Origin of the sequence: Leifsonia psychrotolerans (assembly GCF_013410665.1) — a bacterium.
Lineage (GTDB): Bacteria > Actinomycetota > Actinomycetes > Actinomycetales > Microbacteriaceae > Cryobacterium > Cryobacterium psychrotolerans_A.
In genome coordinates, this window is the sequence record NZ_JACCFM010000001.1 from 1,680,810 (window position 1) to 1,700,675 (window position 19,866).

The 19,866-nt window shown below is 66.2% G+C and carries 23 protein-coding genes and 1 pseudogene; 9 read left to right on the forward strand and 15 right to left on the reverse strand.

What is annotated here, in order from left to right; all coding sequences use genetic code 11:
* The first annotated feature begins 95 nt into the window (after positions 1–95).
* Entirely contained in the window at positions 96–3,389 is a 3,294-nt protein-coding gene (locus tag HNR05_RS07820) for a putative Ig domain-containing protein (protein WP_179578498.1), read from the forward strand.
* A 179-nt stretch (positions 3,390–3,568) separates the two neighbouring features.
* Here HNR05_RS07820 and HNR05_RS07825 read toward each other — a convergent pair whose 3' ends face one another.
* Positions 3,569–4,090 carry a hypothetical protein gene (locus HNR05_RS07825; protein WP_179578499.1) on the reverse strand — a complete coding sequence of 174 codons (522 nt, stop codon included), beginning with the start codon at positions 4,088–4,090 and terminating at the stop codon, positions 3,569–3,571.
* A 167-nt stretch (positions 4,091–4,257) separates the two neighbouring features.
* Positions 4,258–4,608 (reverse strand): metallopeptidase family protein, encoded by a 351-nt coding sequence (locus HNR05_RS07830; protein WP_179578500.1) that lies wholly within the window; start codon positions 4,606–4,608, stop codon positions 4,258–4,260.
* 87 nt (positions 4,609–4,695) lie between these two features.
* Between HNR05_RS07830 and HNR05_RS07835 the strand changes: the two genes are divergently transcribed.
* Positions 4,696–5,040 (forward strand): LysR family transcriptional regulator, encoded by a 345-nt coding sequence (locus tag HNR05_RS07835; RefSeq protein WP_179578501.1) that lies wholly within the window; start codon positions 4,696–4,698, stop codon positions 5,038–5,040.
* A gap of 135 nt (positions 5,041–5,175) precedes the next feature.
* Here the strand turns inward: HNR05_RS07835 and HNR05_RS07840 are convergent, their stop codons facing one another.
* Positions 5,176–6,846, reverse strand: coding sequence for an ABC-F family ATP-binding cassette domain-containing protein (locus HNR05_RS07840; protein WP_179578502.1), 1,671 nt, complete (start codon positions 6,844–6,846; stop codon positions 5,176–5,178).
* A 209-nt stretch (positions 6,847–7,055) separates the two neighbouring features.
* Here HNR05_RS07840 and HNR05_RS07845 point away from each other — a divergent pair, with 209 nt between their 5' ends.
* The gene (locus tag HNR05_RS07845; protein ID WP_179580689.1) at positions 7,056–7,139 is read left to right on the forward strand and encodes a DUF2277 family protein; all 84 of its coding nucleotides are present in this window, start codon (positions 7,056–7,058) and stop codon (positions 7,137–7,139) included.
* On the opposite strand, the gene HNR05_RS07850 is transcribed toward HNR05_RS07845, so the two are convergent.
* Positions 7,136–7,507: a zinc ribbon domain-containing protein YjdM gene (locus HNR05_RS07850; RefSeq protein WP_343062513.1), complete on the reverse strand. Its 372-nt coding sequence runs from the start codon at positions 7,505–7,507 to the stop codon at positions 7,136–7,138. The two genes, HNR05_RS07845 and HNR05_RS07850, sit on opposite strands and share 4 nt — an antisense overlap.
* Positions 7,508–7,628: 121 nt before the next feature.
* Between HNR05_RS07850 and HNR05_RS07855 the strand changes: the two genes are divergently transcribed.
* Positions 7,629–7,907 carry an SHOCT domain-containing protein gene (locus HNR05_RS07855; protein ID WP_179578504.1) on the forward strand — a complete coding sequence of 93 codons (279 nt, stop codon included), beginning with the start codon at positions 7,629–7,631 and terminating at the stop codon, positions 7,905–7,907.
* A gap of 100 nt (positions 7,908–8,007) precedes the next feature.
* On the opposite strand, the pseudogene HNR05_RS17565 reads toward HNR05_RS07855, so the two are convergent.
* The 3 genes and pseudogenes from HNR05_RS17565 to HNR05_RS07870 all read right to left on the reverse strand — a co-directional run.
* A pseudogene (locus HNR05_RS17565) lies at positions 8,008–8,142 on the reverse strand (hypothetical protein); the annotation flags it as partial.
* A complete protein-coding gene (locus HNR05_RS07865; RefSeq protein WP_179578505.1) occupies positions 8,105–8,491 on the reverse strand; it encodes a hypothetical protein in 387 nt (128 codons plus the stop codon). The gene HNR05_RS07865 and the pseudogene HNR05_RS17565, both read right to left, overlap by 38 nt.
* Before the next feature lie 97 nt (positions 8,492–8,588).
* Positions 8,589–9,035, reverse strand: coding sequence for a nitroreductase/quinone reductase family protein (locus HNR05_RS07870; protein ID WP_179578506.1), 447 nt, complete (start codon positions 9,033–9,035; stop codon positions 8,589–8,591).
* 63 nt (positions 9,036–9,098) lie between these two features.
* Here HNR05_RS07870 and HNR05_RS07875 point away from each other — a divergent pair, with 63 nt between their 5' ends.
* Complete coding sequence (locus tag HNR05_RS07875; protein ID WP_343062514.1) at positions 9,099–9,335, forward strand: PLDc N-terminal domain-containing protein; 237 nt, start codon at positions 9,099–9,101, stop codon at positions 9,333–9,335.
* 40 nt (positions 9,336–9,375) lie between these two features.
* On the opposite strand, the gene HNR05_RS07880 is transcribed toward HNR05_RS07875, so the two are convergent.
* Complete coding sequence (locus HNR05_RS07880) at positions 9,376–10,362, reverse strand: Ppx/GppA phosphatase family protein (RefSeq protein WP_179578507.1); 987 nt, start codon at positions 10,360–10,362, stop codon at positions 9,376–9,378.
* A 125-nt stretch (positions 10,363–10,487) separates the two neighbouring features.
* Here HNR05_RS07880 and HNR05_RS07885 point away from each other — a divergent pair, with 125 nt between their 5' ends.
* Together HNR05_RS07885 and HNR05_RS07890 are read left to right on the forward strand one after the other, a co-directional pair.
* The gene (locus HNR05_RS07885; protein WP_179578508.1) at positions 10,488–10,631 is read left to right on the forward strand and encodes a hypothetical protein; all 144 of its coding nucleotides are present in this window, start codon (positions 10,488–10,490) and stop codon (positions 10,629–10,631) included.
* A gap of 63 nt (positions 10,632–10,694) precedes the next feature.
* Positions 10,695–11,411 carry an alpha/beta hydrolase family protein gene (locus HNR05_RS07890; protein WP_179578509.1) on the forward strand — a complete coding sequence of 239 codons (717 nt, stop codon included), beginning with the start codon at positions 10,695–10,697 and terminating at the stop codon, positions 11,409–11,411.
* A 135-nt stretch (positions 11,412–11,546) separates the two neighbouring features.
* On the opposite strand, the gene HNR05_RS07895 is transcribed toward HNR05_RS07890, so the two are convergent.
* The gene (locus tag HNR05_RS07895; protein WP_179578510.1) at positions 11,547–13,013 is read right to left on the reverse strand and encodes a hypothetical protein; all 1,467 of its coding nucleotides are present in this window, start codon (positions 13,011–13,013) and stop codon (positions 11,547–11,549) included.
* A gap of 70 nt (positions 13,014–13,083) precedes the next feature.
* Complete coding sequence (locus HNR05_RS07900; protein ID WP_343062515.1) at positions 13,084–13,674, reverse strand: RNA polymerase sigma factor; 591 nt, start codon at positions 13,672–13,674, stop codon at positions 13,084–13,086.
* A gap of 161 nt (positions 13,675–13,835) precedes the next feature.
* On the opposite strand from HNR05_RS07900, the gene HNR05_RS07905 reads away from it, so the two are divergent.
* A complete protein-coding gene (locus HNR05_RS07905) occupies positions 13,836–14,024 on the forward strand; it encodes an LbetaH domain-containing protein (protein WP_179578511.1) in 189 nt (62 codons plus the stop codon).
* Between the two features lie 42 nt (positions 14,025–14,066).
* Here HNR05_RS07905 and HNR05_RS07910 read toward each other — a convergent pair whose 3' ends face one another.
* From HNR05_RS07910 to ychF, 5 genes are all read right to left on the reverse strand, one after another.
* On the reverse strand, positions 14,067–15,350 hold the full coding sequence (locus tag HNR05_RS07910) for a flavin monoamine oxidase family protein (protein ID WP_179578512.1): 1,284 nt from the start codon (positions 15,348–15,350) through the stop codon (positions 14,067–14,069).
* A gap of 62 nt (positions 15,351–15,412) precedes the next feature.
* On the reverse strand, positions 15,413–16,066 hold the full coding sequence (locus HNR05_RS07915) for an SDR family NAD(P)-dependent oxidoreductase (RefSeq protein WP_179578513.1): 654 nt from the start codon (positions 16,064–16,066) through the stop codon (positions 15,413–15,415).
* Between the two features lie 268 nt (positions 16,067–16,334).
* Positions 16,335–17,009 (reverse strand): SDR family NAD(P)-dependent oxidoreductase, encoded by a 675-nt coding sequence (locus HNR05_RS07920; protein WP_179578514.1) that lies wholly within the window; start codon positions 17,007–17,009, stop codon positions 16,335–16,337.
* 425 nt (positions 17,010–17,434) lie between these two features.
* Entirely contained in the window at positions 17,435–17,854 is a 420-nt protein-coding gene (locus HNR05_RS07925) for a DUF2695 domain-containing protein (RefSeq protein ID WP_179578515.1), read from the reverse strand.
* A gap of 158 nt (positions 17,855–18,012) precedes the next feature.
* Positions 18,013–19,086, reverse strand: a complete 1,074-nt coding sequence (gene ychF, locus HNR05_RS07930) for a redox-regulated ATPase YchF (RefSeq protein WP_179578516.1) — start codon at positions 19,084–19,086, stop codon at positions 18,013–18,015.
* A gap of 83 nt (positions 19,087–19,169) precedes the next feature.
* Here ychF and HNR05_RS07935 point away from each other — a divergent pair, with 83 nt between their 5' ends.
* Positions 19,170–19,787, forward strand: a complete 618-nt coding sequence (locus HNR05_RS07935) for an exonuclease domain-containing protein (RefSeq protein ID WP_179578517.1) — start codon at positions 19,170–19,172, stop codon at positions 19,785–19,787.
* The last annotated feature ends 79 nt before the right edge of the window (positions 19,788–19,866 follow it).

The window sequence follows — 19,866 nt, forward strand, 5'->3', positions numbered from 1 at the left end:
GTTAGCTCCCTCGTTGAGGGGGCACTATTTTCAGTAGCTTGCACAGAGAACCCACCCATTGTGACCGGGGCGAACGCGCCCCCGAGGAGTTTTTTGTGAAGAAGCGTTTCCACCCGCGGTCAGCGACTGTCGCTGATTCTGCGGCCTCCCCCAGCGGATTGCGTCGTCATGTGCGACGCCTGATCGCCGCCTCCAGTGCCGCCGCCGTACTCGTCGCCGTTGCGGGATTCGGCGCCGTTACTGCGAACGCGCAGTCCGTGGGTGTTCAGACAGGCAACGTTGGAGCCCCCGCCGGCTGGGGTAACAGCACGTACGCACAACTCAACTACCTCCACTCCGAGGGTGAATTCATCGCCATTGCCGCCGGCGATCTGTCGTCACTCCTGCTCCGCGCCGACGGAACAGTCACGGCGAGCGGAGTGATCGAGGGAACAAACGCAGCCACTGCTATTCCGGCTGGACTTACGGGAGTGACAGCCATCGCCGCCGCCGACACACACATGGTGGCGTTGAAGAGCGACGGCACGGTCGTGGCGTGGAACAAGAATGGCGAGCTCCCCGTGCCTCCCACGCTCCGCGCCACAGCGATCGCCGCCGGCGGGTCGCGCACACTGGCGTTGACAACCACCGGAACGGTTGTCGCCTGGGAGCTCGATGGCACGCCCACATGGGTAGCCGAACTCTCCGGTCTGAGCGGCATCACCGCGATCGCCGCGGGAAAACAGCACGGACTCGCGTTGAAGAGTGACAGCACCGTCGTTGCGTGGGGCATCGGTGGCGGAGAATCCGTGCCGGCTGGCCTGACGGGCGTGACCTCGATCGCCGCAGGCTGGGAACACTCCTACGCGGTGAACGCAACTGGAGGCGTCGTGGCCTGGGGCGGGAACTACTTTGGCGAGACCACGATTCCGTTGGCAGCGCAGTCTGGTGTGACCGCAGTGGCCGGTGGCTTCCACCACGCCCTCGCGTTGAAAAGTGATGGAACCGTTGTCGGCTGGGGAACCTACGACCCCGCCGCTGCCACACCGCCAGCTGGTCTGACCGGGATCACCGCGATCGCTGCAGGGCGTTCGCACTCCATGGCACTCCGCTCAGCTCACCCGGATTGGGTCGCCCAGGACCCCCCGGCGAGCGCTATCGGAACCCAGAACTTCAGCTACACGTTCGTAGCGACGGGTGCGCCCCTGCCGACGTATACCCTCAAGGCGGGGTCGACATTGCCCAGTGGAGTCTCGCTCTCATCTGCTGGCGTGCTCTCCGGAGTGCCCTCAGCGGGTGGCACGTTCTCGTACACGGTTGTTGCTACTAACAACGGCTCGTCCGTTGAAAGCGGCCCGCACGGCCTCTCTGTTCAGATGCATCCGGTGTTCGCCTTCGGAAACACCCCGCCAGCCAACGGTTCCATCAACACGGCTCTGGCAAGCTACCAATTCACGACCGGGGCGGTTCCTGCTGCGACGTATAACCTGGCGTCCGGGTCGCTGCCGAGCGGCGTCACGATCTCCACCACAGGGCTGCTCAGCGGAACCCCCACGACCGGCGGCACGTTCCGCTATGTCGTTCGAGCCGCCAACGGCGGCATTCAGGATGGCTACAGCTCGGAGTACACGCTGACGATTGTGTCCGGTCCGGCTTTTGCCAACCAGAGCCCGGCGACCAGCACCCGAATCAGCGTTGCCTACGCCCCCTACACGTTCACCGCTGGGGGCACCCCCGTCCCGACGTTCGCGGTGACTGCGGAGTCCCAACTGCCCGACGGCATGTCACTCTCACCGTTTGGCGTGCTGTCCGGCACACCGACCGAGACCGGAGACTTCAGCTATACGGTTGTGGCCAGCAACGGCTACGGGGCCGACGCGGTGTCACTGCCGAAGACGTTGCAGGTGAACAGTATCCCCGCGCTGGTCGATAGCACTCCGCCGAACTCCGGCCGTGTCGGGACGGCCTCTGACTCGTATGCCTTCACCGCTACGGGCTTTCCGGCCCCGATCTTCGCTGTCAGCAGTGGTGTGCTGCCCGCCGGTCTCACCCTGGATGCTGCAAGCGGGCTGCTCTCGGGCACCCCCACGGCCGGGGGCGAGTTCACCTTCCGAGTGCGCGCCAGCAATAGTGCAGGCGGGGCCACCACCCCTGATCGCACCGTGACCATCTCCCAGGCACCGGCGTTCCTCGCCGACAGCCCGCCGACGACCGGTCAAACCGGGACAGCGTCGACGTCGTACACGTTCGCCGCATCCGGCTTCCCGGCCCCGACCTTCACGGTCTCGTCCGGCACGCTGCCGGCGGGAATGAACGTGGATTCAGCCACCGGCGTGCTCTCTGGCACTCCGACCGCTGGCGGCGAATTCTCCTACACGGTCAGCGCCAGCAACGGCGTCGGTCCGGCTGTCGTCGGGCAGTCGCACACCCTGGTCGTGTCGTCAGCGCCGTCGTTCACCGCGGATCTTCCCCCGCTGGCCACGGCCGTCGACGCCGACTATGAATACACGTTCACCGCATCCGGCTACCCGGCTCCGACGTTCAGCGTCGTCGGAGACGTGCCGGGGGGCCTCACTCTCTCGGCAGGAGGAGTGCTCTCCGGTACCCCGACCACGGTGGGTTCGTTCACGTTCTCGGTCAACGCGAGCAACGACGTGGACCCGGATGCGGAAGGCGACGAACACACCGTCGTTGTCGGGCCCGGTGCGCTTGCAGCAGTCGTGGTCGCTCCGCAATCGCCGGGCTCCACCACATATGCGGTGGCCGCTGGTGAACCGTTGACCTTCACGGCCACCGGCCAGGATGCGCATGGAAACACCATCGCAGGGCTCGTCCCGACCCTGGCCACAGCCCAGGACGACGACGCGACCACCGATCTGATCGACGGCGACACCGTCACCTTCTACCAGGCCGGAACCCACACCGTCACCCTGGCGATCGGTGGGTTCAGCGTCTCAGTCCCCGTGACTGTGCACGCCACCACGCTGGCCACGATGACGTTGATCCCGAACGCCACGACCGTTTCTCAGGGTGGCTCACTCACACTCCGCGTTGCGGGAGCTGACGCCTTCGACAACAGTCTGGGGGACCTGAGCAACCAGGTCACGTTCGCCAGCGATCAGCCGACCGACATCATCAGCGGGAACACGATCACGTTCCCACACGCGTCACCGCACGTGATCACTGCAACGCTCGGGGACATCACCGCCAGCATCCTCGTGGATGTGGTGCCGACGCCCAGCGACGAGCCCAGCGACACCCCCGTCGTCACGACTCCCGCTGCGACCCCGGTCACCCCGGCACTCGCCTCGACCGGTTTTTCTCTAGGTTCGATGCTGCTGCCCGGCCTCGGCTTGCTGGTGTTGGGGCTGGGACTGATGGCCGGTATCCGCCGCCGCTCACGAGCCTGACCTCGCAGTACCCGGGCGGGGCCGCACGTTCTCGCCGAGACGTGCGGCCCCGCCCTCTGCGTGCTGACGACGAAGTTCCTCGCGCGGCATCCGGCAGCCGTGCCGAGTGCAGACAGCGAAGGGACGCGGTTCTGTGCTGGCTAGTGGATATCCGCGCTACCGAGACCTGACGCCGCGGCCTACGACGTGAATACCTTGTACAGGAATTCGCGATGGTTCGGGTTATCGACGGCCACCACCACGACGCGGTGGTCGGCCGACGTGAAGACACCGGTGGACTTTCGGTCGTCAGCGTGCCACGATTCCTCGACAAAGCCGGCAACGGTCAGCTGATCGCGAGCGGTGACGGCCGCTGCCGAGACGTCATCCACGGTCATCCAGACCAGCCACGCACCGTGACCGTCGTTGCCGTGACTCTCGTTGCCGTGACTCTCGCTGCGTTCGACCGTCCCCGACACCACCGGGACAGACCTCGGGAAGTCAGCGGGCAGTGTCGCGTTGCCCGTTTCTGGCACCTCCTGCGTAGCCGTGGCCGATGCTCGGGGGGTTGGCAGCGCGGTGCCCGCTGCGGCTGGCGGCGCGGCGGTAAGGCCGTCACCGGACGGGGCGCTCGGCGCCTCGGCAGAGCAGCCGAGGAGGCCGAGGCCGAGGGCGGCCGTCATGGTGGCTGCGAAGCCAAAGGTCGTGGCACGAGAGGCCATGGTCAAACTCCAGGTGATGAACGGTGCGAGCAATGAACGGCCTGTGGTTTCTGAGCCGGGCCGAGAAAATTAGACATGACTCGGCCGACCGGGACAGCCACGCGGGCCTGAAAAGTCCAGAGTGTCGAAAGAGCAGCTACAAAGCTTAGCAAACGGGTGGCTGGCGCTTAGGCCCAGCCCAGTTCGCCGAGTCTGGCATCGTCGAGTCCGAAGTAGTGCCCGATCTCATGCACGAGCGTGATGCGCACCCGAGCACGCAGTTCGTCGAGTGTGGCGCAGCGCTCTTGCATGTTGTTCTTATAGAGCGTGATGCGGTCGGGCAGTTCGCCGAAGCCGTAGCGCGAGCGCGCGGTGAGCGGATGTCCGCTGTACAGCCCGTACAGACGCGGACGATCCGCGGGCGGCTGGTTCTCGATCAGGATCGCGACGTTCTCGACTCCGCGCACCATCGCAACAGGCAGCGCGTCGAAAACGTCGTTGACCATCTGCTCAAAGTCGGTTTCAGAAATCTCGACCATAGCCTCATCCTGCCACTGGCCACCGGCAAACACCGCGTAGCCTAGGAGATGGACCGCGATTCGCGCGGACCGAGGAAAGGCTTTCCCGTGAACATCACCCTGCTTCGGCATTTCGTTGCAGCCGCCGAGGAACTGCATTTTCCGCGTGCCGCCATCAAGATCAATATTCCGTTGGCGATGATGAATTCGTCGATCGCGAAGCTCGAAGCCGAAGTCGGCCAGCCACTGTTCACGCGCACGAGCGAGGGGACGCGACTGACGAAGGTCGGGGCGGCTCTGCTGGTGGATGCCCGGGCCGAGGTCGCCGCCGCTCCGCCGCCCGTGAAGAAGCCGGCGAACACGGGTGGCAAGGCCAAGGCCTCGAAGGGCAAAGGCCGTGCCCCCGCGGTGAAGGGCGAACCGAAGCCGTACAAGAATCGTCAGGGCCGCTGACCCGCGCCAGCCTTCTGCATAACTCCTGCACCTCGCGGAGGCTGGGCAACGTGCCCCCGGCCCGGCGCGGCCCGGGTTCCCGGCCGAGTGAGGGAGCAGGAGTTATGCCGCGGCAATCGGCATCGGACGCTCCAGCTAGAGTTCTGAGACTTGCCCGGCGTCCACCCGCCAGTGCCGGTCTGTCTGCACGGCTTGGAGCATCCGTCGATCGTGTGTCACCAGCAGCAAAGTGCCCTCATAGGTTTCGAGAGCCTGCTCAAGCTGCTCAATCGCGGCCAGGTCGAGGTGGTTCGTCGGCTCGTCGAGCACGAGCAGGTTGATGCCGCGCGCCTGCAGCAAGGCCAGACCGGCGCGCGTGCGCTCCCCCGGTGACAGTTCGTCGACCCCACGATTCACGTGGTCGGCTTTAAGTCCGAACTTGGCCAGTAGCGTGCGCACCTCGCCGCTGGCCATATCGGGAACAAGGTCTTCGAAGCTGTCGGCCAGGGGACGGCCGCCCACCAGCAGCGATCGCGCCTGGTCGATCTCGCCGATGTGCACGCTCGCGCCCAGGCTCGCCGTTCCGTCGTCGGGATGCTGCTGGCCGAGCAACGCACGCAGCAGCGTGGACTTGCCGGCCCCGTTCGGTCCGGTGATACCGATGCGCTCGCCTGCATTCACCTGCAGCGAAACCGGGCCGAGGGTGAAGGAACCCTGTGTGAACACGGCGTTGCTGAGCGTGGACACGACGGTGCTCGACCGCGGCGCCGAGCCAATCGTGAACTCGAGTTGCCACTCCTTGCGTGGTTCCTCCACCTCGTCGAGCCGGGCGATTCGGCTCTCCATCTGTCGCACCTTCTGGGCCTGCTTCTCGCTCGATTCGGCGGATGCCTTACGCCTGATCTTGTCGTTGTCTGGCGCCTTCTTCATGGCGTTGCGCACGCCTTGGCTCGACCATTCGCGCTGGGTGCGGGCGCGGCCCACGAGGTCGGCCTTCTTCTCAGCGAACTCGTCGTATTTCTCCCGCTGGTGCTTTCGCGCCGTGGCACGCTCCTCGAGATACGAGTCGTAGCCACCGCCGAAGACGCGGTTTGTGTTCTGCGCACTATCGAGTTCGAGCACGCGCGTGACGCAGCGTGCCAGAAACTCGCGGTCGTGGCTGACCAGGATGACGCCGCCGCGCAGGCCCTGCACGAAGGCTTCCAGCCGTTCGAGGCCGTCGAGATCGAGGTCGTTCGTCGGCTCGTCGAGCAACACAATGTCGAAGCGAGACAGCAGCAGGGCAGCGAGGCCGACGCGGGCGGCTTGGCCACCCGAGAGCGACGTCATGAGCGTCTGATCAGTCTGCGCGGCACCAAGGTCGAGGCCGAGTTCGGCGAGAACGACCGGGAGGCGCTCGTCGAGGTCGGCGGCCCCACTGGCCAGCCAGCGGTCGAGTGCGCTCGAGTAGACGTCGGCGGGGTCGCGGCCATCGGGGCGTGGGGTCGGATTCAGTTCACCGAGCGCCTCGGCCGCGGCATCCATGTCGGCCGTCGCCTCAGCGCACCCGGTGCGGCGGGCGATGTAGCCGGCGACCGTCTCGCCGGTCACGCGTTCGTGTTCCTGCGGCAGAGCGCCGACGAAGGCGTCGGACGGCGACAGGCTCACGGTGCCGCCCTGCGGTTCGTCGAGGCCGGCCAGAATGCGCAGCAGGGTGGACTTGCCGGCGCCGTTCGCTCCGACGACCCCGACGACGTCGCCGGGCGCGACAGTGAGGTCGAGCGAATCAAACAGTGTGCGGTGGCCGTAGCCGCCGGCCAGGCCCTGGGCCACGAGTGTTGCGGTCATCCGTCAATTCTCGCAGGGCTGGAGCCACGTCAGTCTCCGCGTGCCCGTCGCACGGTCAATCAAACGCCGACGTTCGTCGACGGTGCCCGGACCCGTGACACGACCGGAGGAAACACTCGCCGCGCGGCGTGACGCCCTCGCCGTCGACCACCAGTGAGCGCACACGGCTTCCTCTACCCTGATCGGAACGCGCTGGCTCGCCTTGACGTATGTGCCGAAGCATCCATGCCCTTCACAACTTCGAGCCGGCCGCGACCGACGACGACGTGCATGCGGCCGCACTGCACTGTTAGACCTTTTTCACCACGCTGGACTTCAGTTGCATCTGGCCAACCCCGTCGACCTTGCAGTCAATGTCGTGGTCGCCGACACCATCGATCAGACGGATGCCGCGCACCTTCGTGCCGACCTTGATCACCCCACCCCCGCTGCCCTTGACCTTCAGGTCTTTCAGCACCGTGACGGTGTCGCCGTCGCTGAGCACGTTGCCCACGGCATCCGTGATCACGCGGGCCGACTGCTCGCCGGACTCGCCGGCCACATCGTCGCCAGCCTGCACGGCCGCCCATTCGTGACCACACATCGGACAGACGAGCAATGCGCCCCCCTCGTAGGCGTGTTCGCTGGAGCATTCGGGGCAGGGCGGGAGCGTCTCATTCACCTCCCCAGGGTAGCCGAGCGACGCCTGACGGCCGTGCCGTGTTCTGCGTCGGCCTGCGTACCTGCGCTGATACCCTCGGGTGCAACGCGGCTGACGCCGACCGACGTTCAGAGGGGGAACCATGCTGTCGAATCTCACGTGGTGGCATCTGCTGATCAGTCTGGGCGTGCTCGCCGTCGTCGCATTCGTCATCGTCATGATCATCGTGGCTGTCGTACGTGCCGTCCGAAAGTCGGCGGCGCCGCCGGTGCACTCGCTTCAGGTCCCTCTCGGTTCGCGGCCGGTGCCGTCAGCGGATCCGACAGTTCAGCTGCAGAAACTCGCAGAGCTGCGCGCCGAAGGCCTGATTTCCGATGCCGAGCATGAGGCGAAACGCACCGAAATTCTCGGGCGACTCTAACGGGAGAGTGCAGCCTGAGGTAGGCCGATCCGCAGTCCGGCCGAGCACGCAGGATGCTGAGCTTCACGATGTTCTTCACCCCTGCGCGCTTCGCCGCCTCGATCACGGCGGCCGTGCCATCGATGTGCCCACGCTGATTCGTCTGGGCACCGTTCTCACGGTTGACGCCCGCGCAATGCGCAACGGTGTCGCATCCGTCAACCGCCGCGGCGAGCGCGTCGGCAAGAACGGTCAACTGTCACGACACACGCGATGCCGACGACGGCGACCAGCGCAGAGCCTGCGGCGGTGAGTGTGTCCTGCCAATCGGGGCCGGCCGTCACGAAGCCGAGGCCATCCGCGCGTTCCCACGTACAGGCCCTCCCCAGTGGCAGCCAGGAGAAGTAGCCGTGCACGTGAACGGCCTCAGAGACCAGCGCGAGCGCAGGCACCGTCGGGTGCGGCCCCTCGACTCGGCACTTGTAGTCGACACCCTTGTTAACCGCACCGGCCCAGGTCTCGCCGACGACCACAACGAATGCGACTGCGCCGACGACGAGCAGCCAGATTCCGATGAGTCGGATGACGCGTCGACGAGTCCCCATCTGGCTAGAGTAGCGGGTTGCAACGCGGGCAATCGTTCCTGCCCACGCACCGTTTTCGACGCGTTCAGCTCGCGGCGTCGGGCGTGAAGTGCACGGCTCAGTCGACGACTGGCTCGCAGATGACCACGGGAATCTCGCGCTCGGTTTTCACTTGATATCCCGCGTAACCGCCGTACACCGCGACAATTTGAGGCCAGAGGTCAGCCCGCTCGGCGGCCGTCGCGGTGCGCGCATGCATGCGCATCGTCTGCCCGCGTACGGTCAACTCGATGTCGGGATGTGCAACCAGGTTCAAATACCACTGCGGTTGCCGATCGTCACCACCCTTGGACGCGACCAGGATGTACCTCTCCTCGTCGTGCAGGGGTGCGGTGAGCATTATCGAGCGGCGGTGTCCCGTCGAACGACCGATGGTGTGCAGTTCGACGGCCGGCATCGCGCCGATTTTCCAGCCGAGTCGACCGCCGGTGACCGCCAGCAACGCGCGATGCGACGCGCTCATCAGTTTCATGCTCAGGTCGGTCGCCCGATAACGGATGCTCATGCTCGACAGCCTAGGCGGGCACGCTCTCCGGCGAGTACGCTCGGTTTTCGGAGGTGGATCATTGTGAAGAAGCAGATGAAGAAGAAGCAGCGCTGGGAAGACCTGAGCCCGTCGCAGAAAGTCGCGACGGTCGTCGCTGGAACAATTCAGATCGCCTTGGCGCTTTCGGCCTGGGTTGACCTTGCTCAGCGTCCGGCTGACGAGGTCAACGGACCCAAGGGCCTGTGGGGCGTCCTCATCGCGGTCAACTTCATCGGCCCAATTGCATACTTCGTGGGTGGGCGTCGCCGCTCGAGCTGAGTGGCCCGGCGAGATGCCGCAGACGTAACAACTCCCCGCTCTACGGCACGAGCGACAGTGCGACGCCGTCGAGAATGTCGTGCTCGCTCGTGGTCACGAACTCGAGGGGCCGACCGACCGCGGACGTGGCCTCCGCGACCCGGCGCAGGATCGTCGACCAGATCGTCGCGCCGGCTGCGATCACGTCAACCCGGCCCGGATGCATGTAGGGCAGCGCCGCTCGTTCGGCCCGGGGCAGGCCGGCGAGAGATTCGCAGGCGGCAAGCACGGTGTGCAGCGGCAGGCGGCTACCGTTGATGGTCTGCGGGTCGTAGCGGGTGAGGCCGAGCGCGTGCGCGGTGATGGTGGTGATGGTTCCGGCCACACCGATCACATCCGTTGTCTGTGAGAGATCCACGATGCCGGCCGCCACGTCGAGGGCCGCCGTGACATCACGACGGATGCCCGCCAGCTCGGTTTCGATAGGCGGGTCGGAGTGCACACTACGTTCGGTCAAACGCACGCAACCGATGTCCATCGAATATGCCGCGTCGGGCGCGCTGCCGCCGAGCACGAGCTCGGTCGAGCCGCCGCCGAGATCGACGATGAGGTGGCGGGCTGCGGCATCCGGGTGAGGCAACGCGGTGAGAGCACCGCGAAAGGAGAGAGCAGCCTCTTCGGTGCCGGGGATGACCTCGGCGGGTACCCCGAGGATGTCCAGCACAGCGTCGGTGAAATCGGCGCGGTTGGCGGCATCCCGGGTCGCCGAGGTCGCGACGAAACGGATCCGCTCCACCTCGTGTTCGCGGCAAATTTCGGCGTAGCGGCGGGTCACCGCGAGAGTGCGCTCCAGCGCGGCGTCGGCGAAGCGCCCGGTGCGATCGACGCCCTCCCCCAGCCGCACCACCTCCAGAGTACGCACGACGTCGCGGAGGCCACCCTGCCCACCGTGCCCGTCGTGCCCCTCGTGCCGCTCTCGCCCCGCGATGTCGGCAATGAGCAGGCGGATCGTGTTCGTTCCACAGTCAATAGCGGCGACTCGGGCCATCGGGGCTCCTCGGTGTGCGGCGGCCAATTCAGCCGCCGGATTGCGATGTTCGACGACGGTGTGTCGACTGAGTCGACGCTATCAAGGATAGGTTTCACACCTCACATGAAAGATTCGCATATTAGTTGTGCTGGGAGCTGGGCATCGCACTCACGGGCGCAGTGGTGGGAAGCGCCCCGGCCGGTGAAACCCAGGTCGTCGCCGTGAGTTGCCATGTCAGTGGCACTCTGGGCAACCCGGTACTCGAGTACACGCTCAAAACGCACTAGCCCTGACGTGAGTCGGTACCGGTCGACTGTCGAAGGGAAGCGGCTCCCGGTACCGTCGTAGTCATGCACATCGACGTACCGACCCCTGCGGGATCCGGCCGCCTCACGGTCGCACATACTCTCGCACGCACGGCCGAGGGCACTACCGAGCAGCGCGCGGTGCTCTGGCTCGGGCACGGCGCGGGCGGCGGTATCGACGCGGCCGACCTGGCGGCGCTGGCCGAATCGCTCCCCGGTCGGGGCATCATGGTCGCGCTTTACGAGCAGCCCTGGCGCGTCGCGGGCAAGAAAGTTGCGCCGCGTCCCGCCGCGCTCGACGCAGGCTGGCTGGCGGCCTCCGCGCTCGTCGCCGAGATCGCCGCGGGCAGCCCGGTCATCGTCGGCGGGCGTAGCGCCGGAGCGCGCGTCGCGTGTCGCACAGCGGATGCCGTCGGCGCCGCCGCCGTACTCTGCCTCGCGTTTCCGCTGGCCCCGCCGCGCACCCCTGAAAAGTCACGCATCGAGGAACTCTTGCTTCCGACGGTGCCCGTGCTGGTGCTACAGGGTGAGCGAGACCCGTTCGGCGCTGCGGGCGACGTCACCGCTGCGGTCGCGGCCGCCGGGGTCGCGGCCGCCGGGCTGGCAACCGAGAGCGGCGAGCCGGACCGCAGCATCCGTGTGGTGAGCATTCCCGGTGCCGATCATTCGCTGGCAGTTCTGAAGTCGTCGCCGCTCACTGCTGACGGCGTCGCGAATCTCGTGATCAACGAGGTACGTGCCTTCATCGACCACGTGCGGTAACCGGCGCTGCGCTACCGGTCGTCAAACCACTCGCGGCCCCTGTTTGAGACGGCGGACCATGATTACTCATGGTCCGGCTTCCTCAACGTGGGCCGCGAGCGACACGGATGCCGCGAACGACACGGATGCCGCGTTCTACTTCGTGGCGAAGTCGAGCTTGGCGTCGGCCACGGCGATGACCGACCAGGTGCCGCCATCGGCATCCGTGAATTCGTACGCGGGAACGACGAGGATGCTGCCGTCGGGCTGCCACTGGGTCGTGAGGCCGAGCCGGGCGCTGACGATGTGCACGGCGTTCACGGGCCACGAGAGCTGCGTGCCGGCCACCGGCGTCGCGGGTGCTTCGGTCGGAGGTACCCACGGGGCAGGTTCGGTGTCGGTCTGGGCGCGCATGACAGCCGGCCAGGCCGTCATCTGGGCGCCGAATCGGGGATCGGACAGCCGCTCGAAGCCCTGCTGTTCACTGACGAGGGCGTAGTCGCCCAGGCTCACGATATCGGCGAGCGCCCCGGAGACGCTGTAGATTCCAGCCTCGGTCAGATCGAGATTCCAGGACTGGTCGATGCGCTGTCCGTTCACGACCGGCCAGGCCTGGGCCGTGCGGGTGAATGAGCCCTCGTACGTCTCAGAGCCGAACTCGAACGCGCCCGCATCGCTGCCCGCCGAGGTAACGATCGTGCGCAGAGCAGCGATCGCCGCGTCGCTGGCCGGCAATGTGGCCGGCGGCTCGCACGGAGTGTTCCCTGTGTCATCGGTCGGGCAGTCCCACGGGTTGATCAGGGGGTTTGTGTAGTAGAAGCTGAGCAGTCCATCGAGGTTGACCGAGAGGAAAGGCGCGGTGCCGTCGTTCGACCCCACCGTCCAGGCGCCGTCCTTCAACTCCGGCGTGCCCTCGATCCCGAAGCCTGCGGCGAGCGCCGCCACCCTGTCAGCGGTCGAGGCCGAGCGCGCATCGAAGGCGTACCCGCGCGCCGTGCCGGCGGTCGTGGAGAGTCCCGATGCACTGAACGTGTTGCGGCCGGATGCCCACGGATACATCATGTCTGACACCCCGCCCGCCATCATTTTGGCCGATGAACCGGCCGAGCCGGCGACGTTGGCACCGTCGCCCCGCATTGCGCCGTTGAACCCGGCACCGTTGGGGCCCGAACCGCCGGGGCCCGAACCGCTCTGGGCGGCGAGACCCTGCATCGAGATGGGCGGGGCAGCGCCGTCTGCGGTGTTCGTCGCCGCTCCCCGAGCGGCACCCAGACCGAAGCCGGCACCACCCACGAGGGCGAGTGATGCGGCGACCGCCACCAACGGCAACCAGCGCGGGCGCCGGCGTGCACGTTCGGCGCTCAGATCGGTGATCGACGCCAGCTCCGTCACCGAGTCGGGTGCAGACACGGATGCGAACTCGCGTGCAGATGCGGGTGCAGACTCATCCGAGGCATACCGGAGCGTTCCGGCGACCACGTCCTCCGCGAACCCGGCGCGGGGCTCGACTGCTGCCGCCGGGTCTGCCGCGCGCAGTCGAGCGACCGGGTCGCTTGTCATGTCGACGTTCTCGTCGCTGCTCAGGTCGTGGTTCACGTCGTCGTGGTTCTTATCGTCGTTCATGGCGATTTCCCTCCGTCAGTGCTGTTCTTCTACGGATATGTCTGGTGCGGCGCGAATCTTGCACGCGCCGTTAGAACGTCAGGCGCTCGTGCCACGCGTCTCGCAGCCGTTTGCGCGCACGTGAGAGTGCGGCATCCGCCCCGGAACGGGAGATCCCGAGCGCGTCGGCGAGTTCTGCGCCGTCGAGGCCCTCCCACGCGTGCAGGAGAAGAATCTGGCGGTCACGCTCTCCGACGCTGGCGAGTGCCCCGCGCAGCTCGGCGTCGAACAACGCGCTTAGTTCAGGATGCTCGCGCACCCGCACCAAGCCCGTCTCCGGAACCGCGTCGACGGGCAGGTCGACGAGTTTGCGTCGGTGGTTTGCGAGCGTGAACCCGGCGGTGCGATAGAGCCACGGTAGAACGGCCTCGCGCGGAACGTCGTCGCGTCGGCGCCACGCGACGGCGAACACCTCGGCGGCGAGATCCTCCGCATCCTGGCGTGGCCCGCGGCGAGCGAAATAGCGCACGAGAGCGGTCGAATGCTCATGCACCGCGGCGGTGAACCAGGCGGCTTCTGCGCGCGCGTCGGGGGCGGGGTGCGTCAGAGGAAGATCGGTGCCCTCAGGCATCGCACTCTCCTCGCTCGCATCGGCGGCTGCTGTGGTGCTGTCGATTGTCACACCCTGAATGTGTCACGTGTGCGGTAAATCTTGCACGCCGACCGAAAGTCGAGCATGTCGAGCATATCGAGAGGTGTGGCCGCGTCACGGCGCACGCGATACCACCCGGTGAGCAGCGCCCATCTGTCCACGTCATTGAGGCCGTCGATCGACGGGCCGACATGCATCCGGCTCGCGTCGTAATCGGCCGGGGTGTGTGGTGGGCGGCAAACGTGAGGGTGTTGCCCGGTGTGACGATCGGCGCGGGTACGGTGGTGGGCGCGGGAGCGGTCGTCACGAAGGATGCCGCGGCGGGGGCAATCGTGGTGGGGGCGCCGGCGAACCAGGTGGGAACGGTTCCGGAGGGGTGATACCTGAACTGGGAGGAGCCGGGCGGCATCCGTCATAACCTGTCACAGCTGAGCGAGGAGATCAATGACCGCCCGGGCTGCGCGGTCGCCGGCGACGAGCGCACCCTGAATGGAGCCGGTCCCCCGGTGGTCGCCCGTCACGAGCACCCGATCGCCCGTCCATCGCGGGCGGCGATCCCCCAAGGGTGGTGGCTGGGCCGGAAGCGCGTGGGGCACGACGTGGTGGACGAGCACCTCCCAGTGCCGAGTGGAGGTCCGGTAGAGGCGCTCGAGGTCACGGCGCACATCGCCCTCTCCCGCAAGACCATCGGGCCGGTCCAGCAACGTCGTCGCCTGAACGAGTGTCTCTCCGGGCGGTGCGTACGACGGAGCGACGTCAGAGATCACGGCAGCGTTCCAGATCGACCCGGCGGGCCCACCTCCGGGTCGGGTGGCGTCCAGCATCAAAAACGGTCCGCCCGACAGCACGCCCGGCGGCTGCGCCTGCGGCCTGTCCGTGGCCCGGAACCACCAGGTAGTCAGGCCGTGAGTGGCCGGCGCGGGGAGGTCGGTGAGTTCAGCGACATCCGCAGGGCCGACGGCCACCACCGCGATGCGTCCGCGGATCGTCTCATGATCCGTCGTAACCTCGATGCCGCCGGGCGCTTCCCGCACGGTTCGGGCCGCGGCGCCCAGCCGCACCGGTTCGGCAAGCGAGGCAGCCATCTGCTCGGGCAACGCCTGCATTCCGGCGCGCGGGAGCCCGGGGGCGCCGAGAGCAAAATAGCGCATCAGCAGGCGCACATAATTCGCGGAGCTCGTGCCGGTGCTGTCGGCAAGGACCCCGGCCAGGAAAGTGTCAAGCACGTCGCGTCGGAACCGACCGGTGAGCCCGGCCTCGTCGAGCGACTCGTGGAGCGTCTGGTCGCGCGCGGCGTGGGATGCCCTCGACGGTCGCAGCAGAGTCGGCCCAAGCCACCGTGCAAGAGCGACCAGGTCAGACCTCGGGGTGAGCTCGCTGCGCAGGGTTTCGAGGGCGAATCGTGGATGCCGGAGTGGATGCGCGAGAGTGGTGCTTGTCTCGCCCGTGCGAACCACAACTCCAACACCGAACTTCTGCAGCCCGAGCGCCGGCACGTCGATCCAGTCACGCACCGCCGGGTACGCCGGGTTCAGCAGCTGAAAGCCGCGATCGCACAAGAAGCCATCCACGCTGTCGGTCCGCACACGGCCTCCGATGGTTGCTTCCGACTCGAGGACGATGACGCTGTGCCCTGAACGCTCGGCACGACGTGCGCATTGGAGGCCCGCAAGACCTGCTCCGATCACGATCACGTCGGTATCCATCTGGCTCCTCAGCGTTGTGCTTCTTTACCGTTCAGCGATCAGTCTCAGCATCTCGACCGCACCTAGAAAGCAGAGCTGGGCAGATCCTTTTCGCCCTCGACGATCGCAGTGATGATCCGCGCTGCCACGAGGTCTGGGTCCAGAGCCGCTCCGAATCGCGGCGCCGACCCGGCGATCGGGTGCTCGGATAGTGCGGTGGCCGTGTGGCCGGGGCGAGCATCCACGATTCGGATGCCCGCGCGACGATACTCGCGCGCCGCGGCAACAACGAAGGCGGCGAGCGCCGCTTTCGACGCCGAATATGCTGCCAGACCGGCGACGGGTGTCTCAGCGACAACACCGCTGAGAGTGACGACGAAGGGCTCTCGGCCATCACGTGCCGAGGCCGCGAGGTAGGGCTCGCTCTGGGTGATGAGCTGGATCGCGCTCATCGTGTTGACCGCGAAGAGTTCTTCCACGGTGGCAGAATCAAGGTCGGATGCGGCGCCGAAGGCGACGACCCCCGACGCGACCACGAGCCCGTCGAGACGCCCGTGCTGCGAATTCGTGGCATCGAGCACCTCTCGAATCACGGAGGGTGCGCGGAGGTCATGCCCCGCAGACTGTGATGACCGGACAACGATGGCGCCGTTGCTCTCCAGCTGAGCGGCGATCCGCGAGCCGAGCCCGCCGGTCGCGCCGACGACCAGAACAACCGCGCCCTGAAGATTCGTCATGGGTCGATCGTAGATGACTTGCGGGCAGGTAGCCCAGCGCCTAGAGACTCAGCACGCTAACCGTTGAAACGGAAATCCAGGGGTTTCGTCCCAGATAACCATCTGGCGGCTATCAATTCCGGCGTTCCTCGGTTGCGATTGTGAGGCTGACGGGTCCAGCCTCGCTCGGGCCGCCGCAGTGCTCGCTGCCACCGACCCGCAGCAACCGACCCGCAGCCACCGACCCGCAGCCAGTCGAGCCAGCAGCGTGGTGAGGCGCAGACGCTCGCTACTCCCTGCCGTCCTCGAGCGGAATGAGCATCGTGCGAAAGGGACCAGCGGTGGCGTGGATCTCCCAGATGCGAGCGGCGACATCGTCGATGCCGTTGGGCAGCTGAAGCTTGGGAATGCCTCCCGGAATGACGAGCTGACGGACGCGGACACCCTCATCCTCGAGCGCTTCGTGAAGCATCTCGCCGTAGGCGCTTTCGGCCGGAAAGGCAAGCGATGTTCCGGCGAAACCGGCGCGTGCCTTCACCGAGGTCCCGCCGTTAATCAGGATGATGCTGCCGTCCCCTGTCTCACGCATTGCCGGCAGCACGGTGCGCACTGCATGGATGAGACCGAGCGCTGAGAACTGCAGCGCTTCCAGTGCCAGCTCGGGAACCAAATCGAGCACCGGCTTCAGGTAGTCGCGCGACGGCAGAGGGCTGTACTGCAGCGTCGTGATCGGACCCAACTCGGCTGCGGCACGCGCGAGCGCGGCCTCGAGCTCAGCCGGTTCTAGCACGTCGGCAGCGTAACCACGGGCGGTCACGCCATCCGCTTCGAGCTCCGCGGCTAGAGCGTCGAGCTTCGGTTGGTCCCTCGAAACCAGGGCGACCGCGAACCCCTCGCGTCCGAACTTACGAGCAACCGCTGCTCCGAGTCCCGGTCCAGCTCCGATGATTGCGATGACGGGCATTGTGAGTTCCTTCAGCGGTGATGACGGCGGGTAGGGTCGCTCGAAAGCCTACCGGGACGCGCTCCAGTCGCCGGCGCGGGCACGGTCATTCGACGACTGCGCGACGCCCCAACGAGCCCTGCAAACGGATCTAGCTCGCCCACGGACCGTGTCTGTAAGAGCTTCGCACGGAGACAGTCAACGCGGTCCTCACCGATCATGTACGCGAACCCGCGATTGGACGCCGCCGCGTTCGTCACGAACTCTACAGCGCGTTGCAGGAGGTCGAGAACTCGCTGGAATTGGCCATTGTGCAAAACTTCCCAGTTAGTCCTGCGTCACTCTCAAGGCGCTACCGCCAGAGGAACGCGAGCCCCGCTCGTTGTCTACAAAGTCGCTATTCGACCTCAGCGTGAATCATGGTCGTTCAGTGAACATCACGTTCGTCACCAGCGGCGGCGCCGAACCCAGTTAGCGCACGGTTGAGTGGATCCGCGGCGCACACCCTGGCAGGGAGGCATCTCCTCAGGCCATTCACGATCGCGCACCTCATCATCGCCGTCGGAATCGAGGTTCCCCTGCCTCGGCTTCCACAGCGAGTCGTGCAGATCGTAAGCGTTGAGAGTGAGCTCGCAATCGCAACAGCAGGCTCCCATGTCAGACAATCGCGTCAGAAGCGAGGAGGCTCGCGGCGCACAACGTTCGCGGTAGCGCAGAACGAATCGATGGCTGTTATCGCACCCAAATTCATCGAGTTGACGAATGACAAAACAGACGAGGCATTCGCCGCCTCGAGGAGCAGACATCGTTTCTGCCGCATCGCGGAGAATCTGCTCGGCTTCTTCAGTAATAGTCTTCGTATCCATATTCACACTGTGCCGCGCACCACCGACACGGAACATCACGTCGAGTGCGGGGAGTCGGATACCACCGAACTCACTGCCCCCACAACGCGAACAACCGACACACGCAGAACCGGCCCCGTCTGCCGAAGCAGACGGGGCCGGTTGAGAAGCGCGAGTGGCTATACGTTGAAGCGGAACTCAACCACGTCGCCATCCTGCATGACGTATTCCTTGCCCTCCATGCGGGCCTTGCCCTTGGCCCGGGCCTCGGCAACCGAACCGGTCTCGATCAGGTCCTCGAACGAGATGATCTCGGCCTTGATGAAGCCCTTCTGGAAGTCGGTGTGAATGACACCGGCAGCCTGCGGCGCGGTGGCACCCTTCGGGATCGTCCAGGCGCGGGTCTCTTTCGGACCGGCGGTCAGGTAGGTCTGCAGGCCGAGGGTATCGAAGCCGATGCGGGCGAGCTGATCGAGACCGCTCTCGGACTGGCCGGTGGAGGCGAGCATCTCGGCAGCATCCTCGTCGTCGAGCTCGGCGAGCTCCGACTCGAGCTTGGCATCGAGGAAGACGGCGTGGGCCGGCGCGACGAGAGCCGACAGGGTTGCGAGCTTCTCGGCATCCTGCAGCACGGCCTCGTCGACGTTGAACACGTAGATGAACGGTTTGACGGTCAGCAGACCGAGTTCCTTGATGGGCTCCAGGTCGATGGTCGAAGCAGATAGCGGCTTACCGGCGTCGAGGAACTCCTGCGCCTTCTTGGCGGTCTCGAGCACGATCGGTTCGGCCTTGCGCCCCTTGACCTCTTTCTCGAAGCGCGCGACGGCCTTCTCGAGGGTCTGCAGGTCGGCGAGGATCAGCTCGGTGTTGATGGTCTCCATGTCACTGGCCGGGTTGACCGCGCCGTCAACGTGCACCACGTCAGGGTCGGCGAATCCCCGGATGACCTGGGCGATTGCATCCGCCTCACGGATGTTCGCTAGGAACTTGTTACCCAAGCCTTCGCCCTCGCTGGCGCCGCGCACGATGCCGGCGATGTCGACGAACGACACCGGGGCGGGCAGCAGACGCTCGCTGCCGAAAACTTCGGCGAGGGCGCCCAGGCGCTTGTCGGGCAGGTTCACCACACCGACGTTCGGCTCGATCGTGGCGAACGGGTAGTTCGCCGCGAGCACGTTGTTCTTGGTGAGAGCGTTGAAGAGGGTGGACTTGCCGACATTGGGCAGACCGACGATTGCAATAGTGAGAGCCACGAGGGTCAATCGTACCGGCTTCGCCGCCCGGAGGTGGCCGGATCGGTAAGAACACTGTCAGCCATGCGTGAGAACATGAAGACGTGCCTTTGAACTTCACCGCCATTGACTTTGAAACCGCCAACTCCTCGAGCGCGTCGGCGTGCTCGGTCGGCCTGGTGAAGGTGCGCGACGGCAAAGTCGTCGACACGGCGAACTGGCTGATCCGGCCGCCGGCCGGCCACGATGCATTCCAGGAATGGAATATTAAGATTCACGGCATCCGTCCTGAAGACGTTGAGAAGGCGCCCACCTGGGCGAAACAGCTGCCGTACTTGGTGGCCTTTGCCGGCGGGGACCACCTCGTCGCCCACAACGCGGGCTTCGACCTCGGCGTGATTTCGAAGGCGACCCAGGTCGTCGGCCTCGAGGTGCCCAACTTCAACTACGTCTGCAGCTTGCAGGTAGCCCGCCGCACCTACCACCTCGACTCCTACCGCCTGCCGGTGGCCGCGATGGCCGCGGGATTCGAAGACTTCGCGCACCACGACGCCCTCGCCGACGCGGAGGCCTGCGCGGCGATCATGATCGACGCGGCCAAGCGGCACTCGGCCTTGAATCTGGAGCAGCTCGCTCACATTACCCGGGTCAAGGTCGGCGCGATCGGGCCGATCGCCACCAAAGAACAGGCCTCGACGCACGGCCCGATGGCGCTGAACTGACCCGCCCGGGTATCTCCGGAAGCGCGTCGCACCCGCCCCACGCACCCGTGCCACGCACCCGCCCCACGCATCCGCGCGC

Bases quoted from the DNA above. Each gene is read 5' to 3' on its own strand.
- HNR05_RS07840 (WP_179578502.1), bottom strand. From the start codon at position 6,846: ATGACCGCAACACTCGTGGCCCAGGGCCTGGCCGGCGGCTACGGCCAC.
- HNR05_RS07865 (WP_179578505.1), bottom strand. From the start codon at position 8,491: ATGGGGACTCGTCGACGCGTCATCCGACTCATCGGAATCTGGCTGCTC.
- HNR05_RS07845 (WP_179580689.1), top strand. From the start codon at position 7,056: ATGTGCCGAAGCATCCATGCCCTTCACAACTTCGAGCCGGCCGCGACC.
- HNR05_RS07925 (WP_179578515.1), bottom strand. From the start codon at position 17,854: ATGGATACGAAGACTATTACTGAAGAAGCCGAGCAGATTCTCCGCGAT.
- HNR05_RS07910 (WP_179578512.1), bottom strand. From the start codon at position 15,350: ATGGATACCGACGTGATCGTGATCGGAGCAGGTCTTGCGGGCCTCCAA.
- HNR05_RS07915 (WP_179578513.1), bottom strand. From the start codon at position 16,066: ATGACGAATCTTCAGGGCGCGGTTGTTCTGGTCGTCGGCGCGACCGGC.
- HNR05_RS07890 (WP_179578509.1), top strand. From the start codon at position 10,695: ATGCACATCGACGTACCGACCCCTGCGGGATCCGGCCGCCTCACGGTC.
- HNR05_RS07870 (WP_179578506.1), bottom strand. From the start codon at position 9,035: ATGAGCATCCGTTATCGGGCGACCGACCTGAGCATGAAACTGATGAGC.
- HNR05_RS07895 (WP_179578510.1), bottom strand. From the start codon at position 13,013: ATGAACGACGATAAGAACCACGACGACGTGAACCACGACCTGAGCAGC.
- HNR05_RS07920 (WP_179578514.1), bottom strand. From the start codon at position 17,009: ATGCCCGTCATCGCAATCATCGGAGCTGGACCGGGACTCGGAGCAGCG.
- HNR05_RS07880 (WP_179578507.1), bottom strand. From the start codon at position 10,362: ATGGCCCGAGTCGCCGCTATTGACTGTGGAACGAACACGATCCGCCTG.
- HNR05_RS07855 (WP_179578504.1), top strand. From the start codon at position 7,629: ATGCTGTCGAATCTCACGTGGTGGCATCTGCTGATCAGTCTGGGCGTG.
- HNR05_RS07905 (WP_179578511.1), top strand. From the start codon at position 13,836: ATGCATCCGGCTCGCGTCGTAATCGGCCGGGGTGTGTGGTGGGCGGCA.
- HNR05_RS07825 (WP_179578499.1), bottom strand. From the start codon at position 4,090: ATGGCCTCTCGTGCCACGACCTTTGGCTTCGCAGCCACCATGACGGCC.
- HNR05_RS07830 (WP_179578500.1), bottom strand. From the start codon at position 4,608: ATGGTCGAGATTTCTGAAACCGACTTTGAGCAGATGGTCAACGACGTT.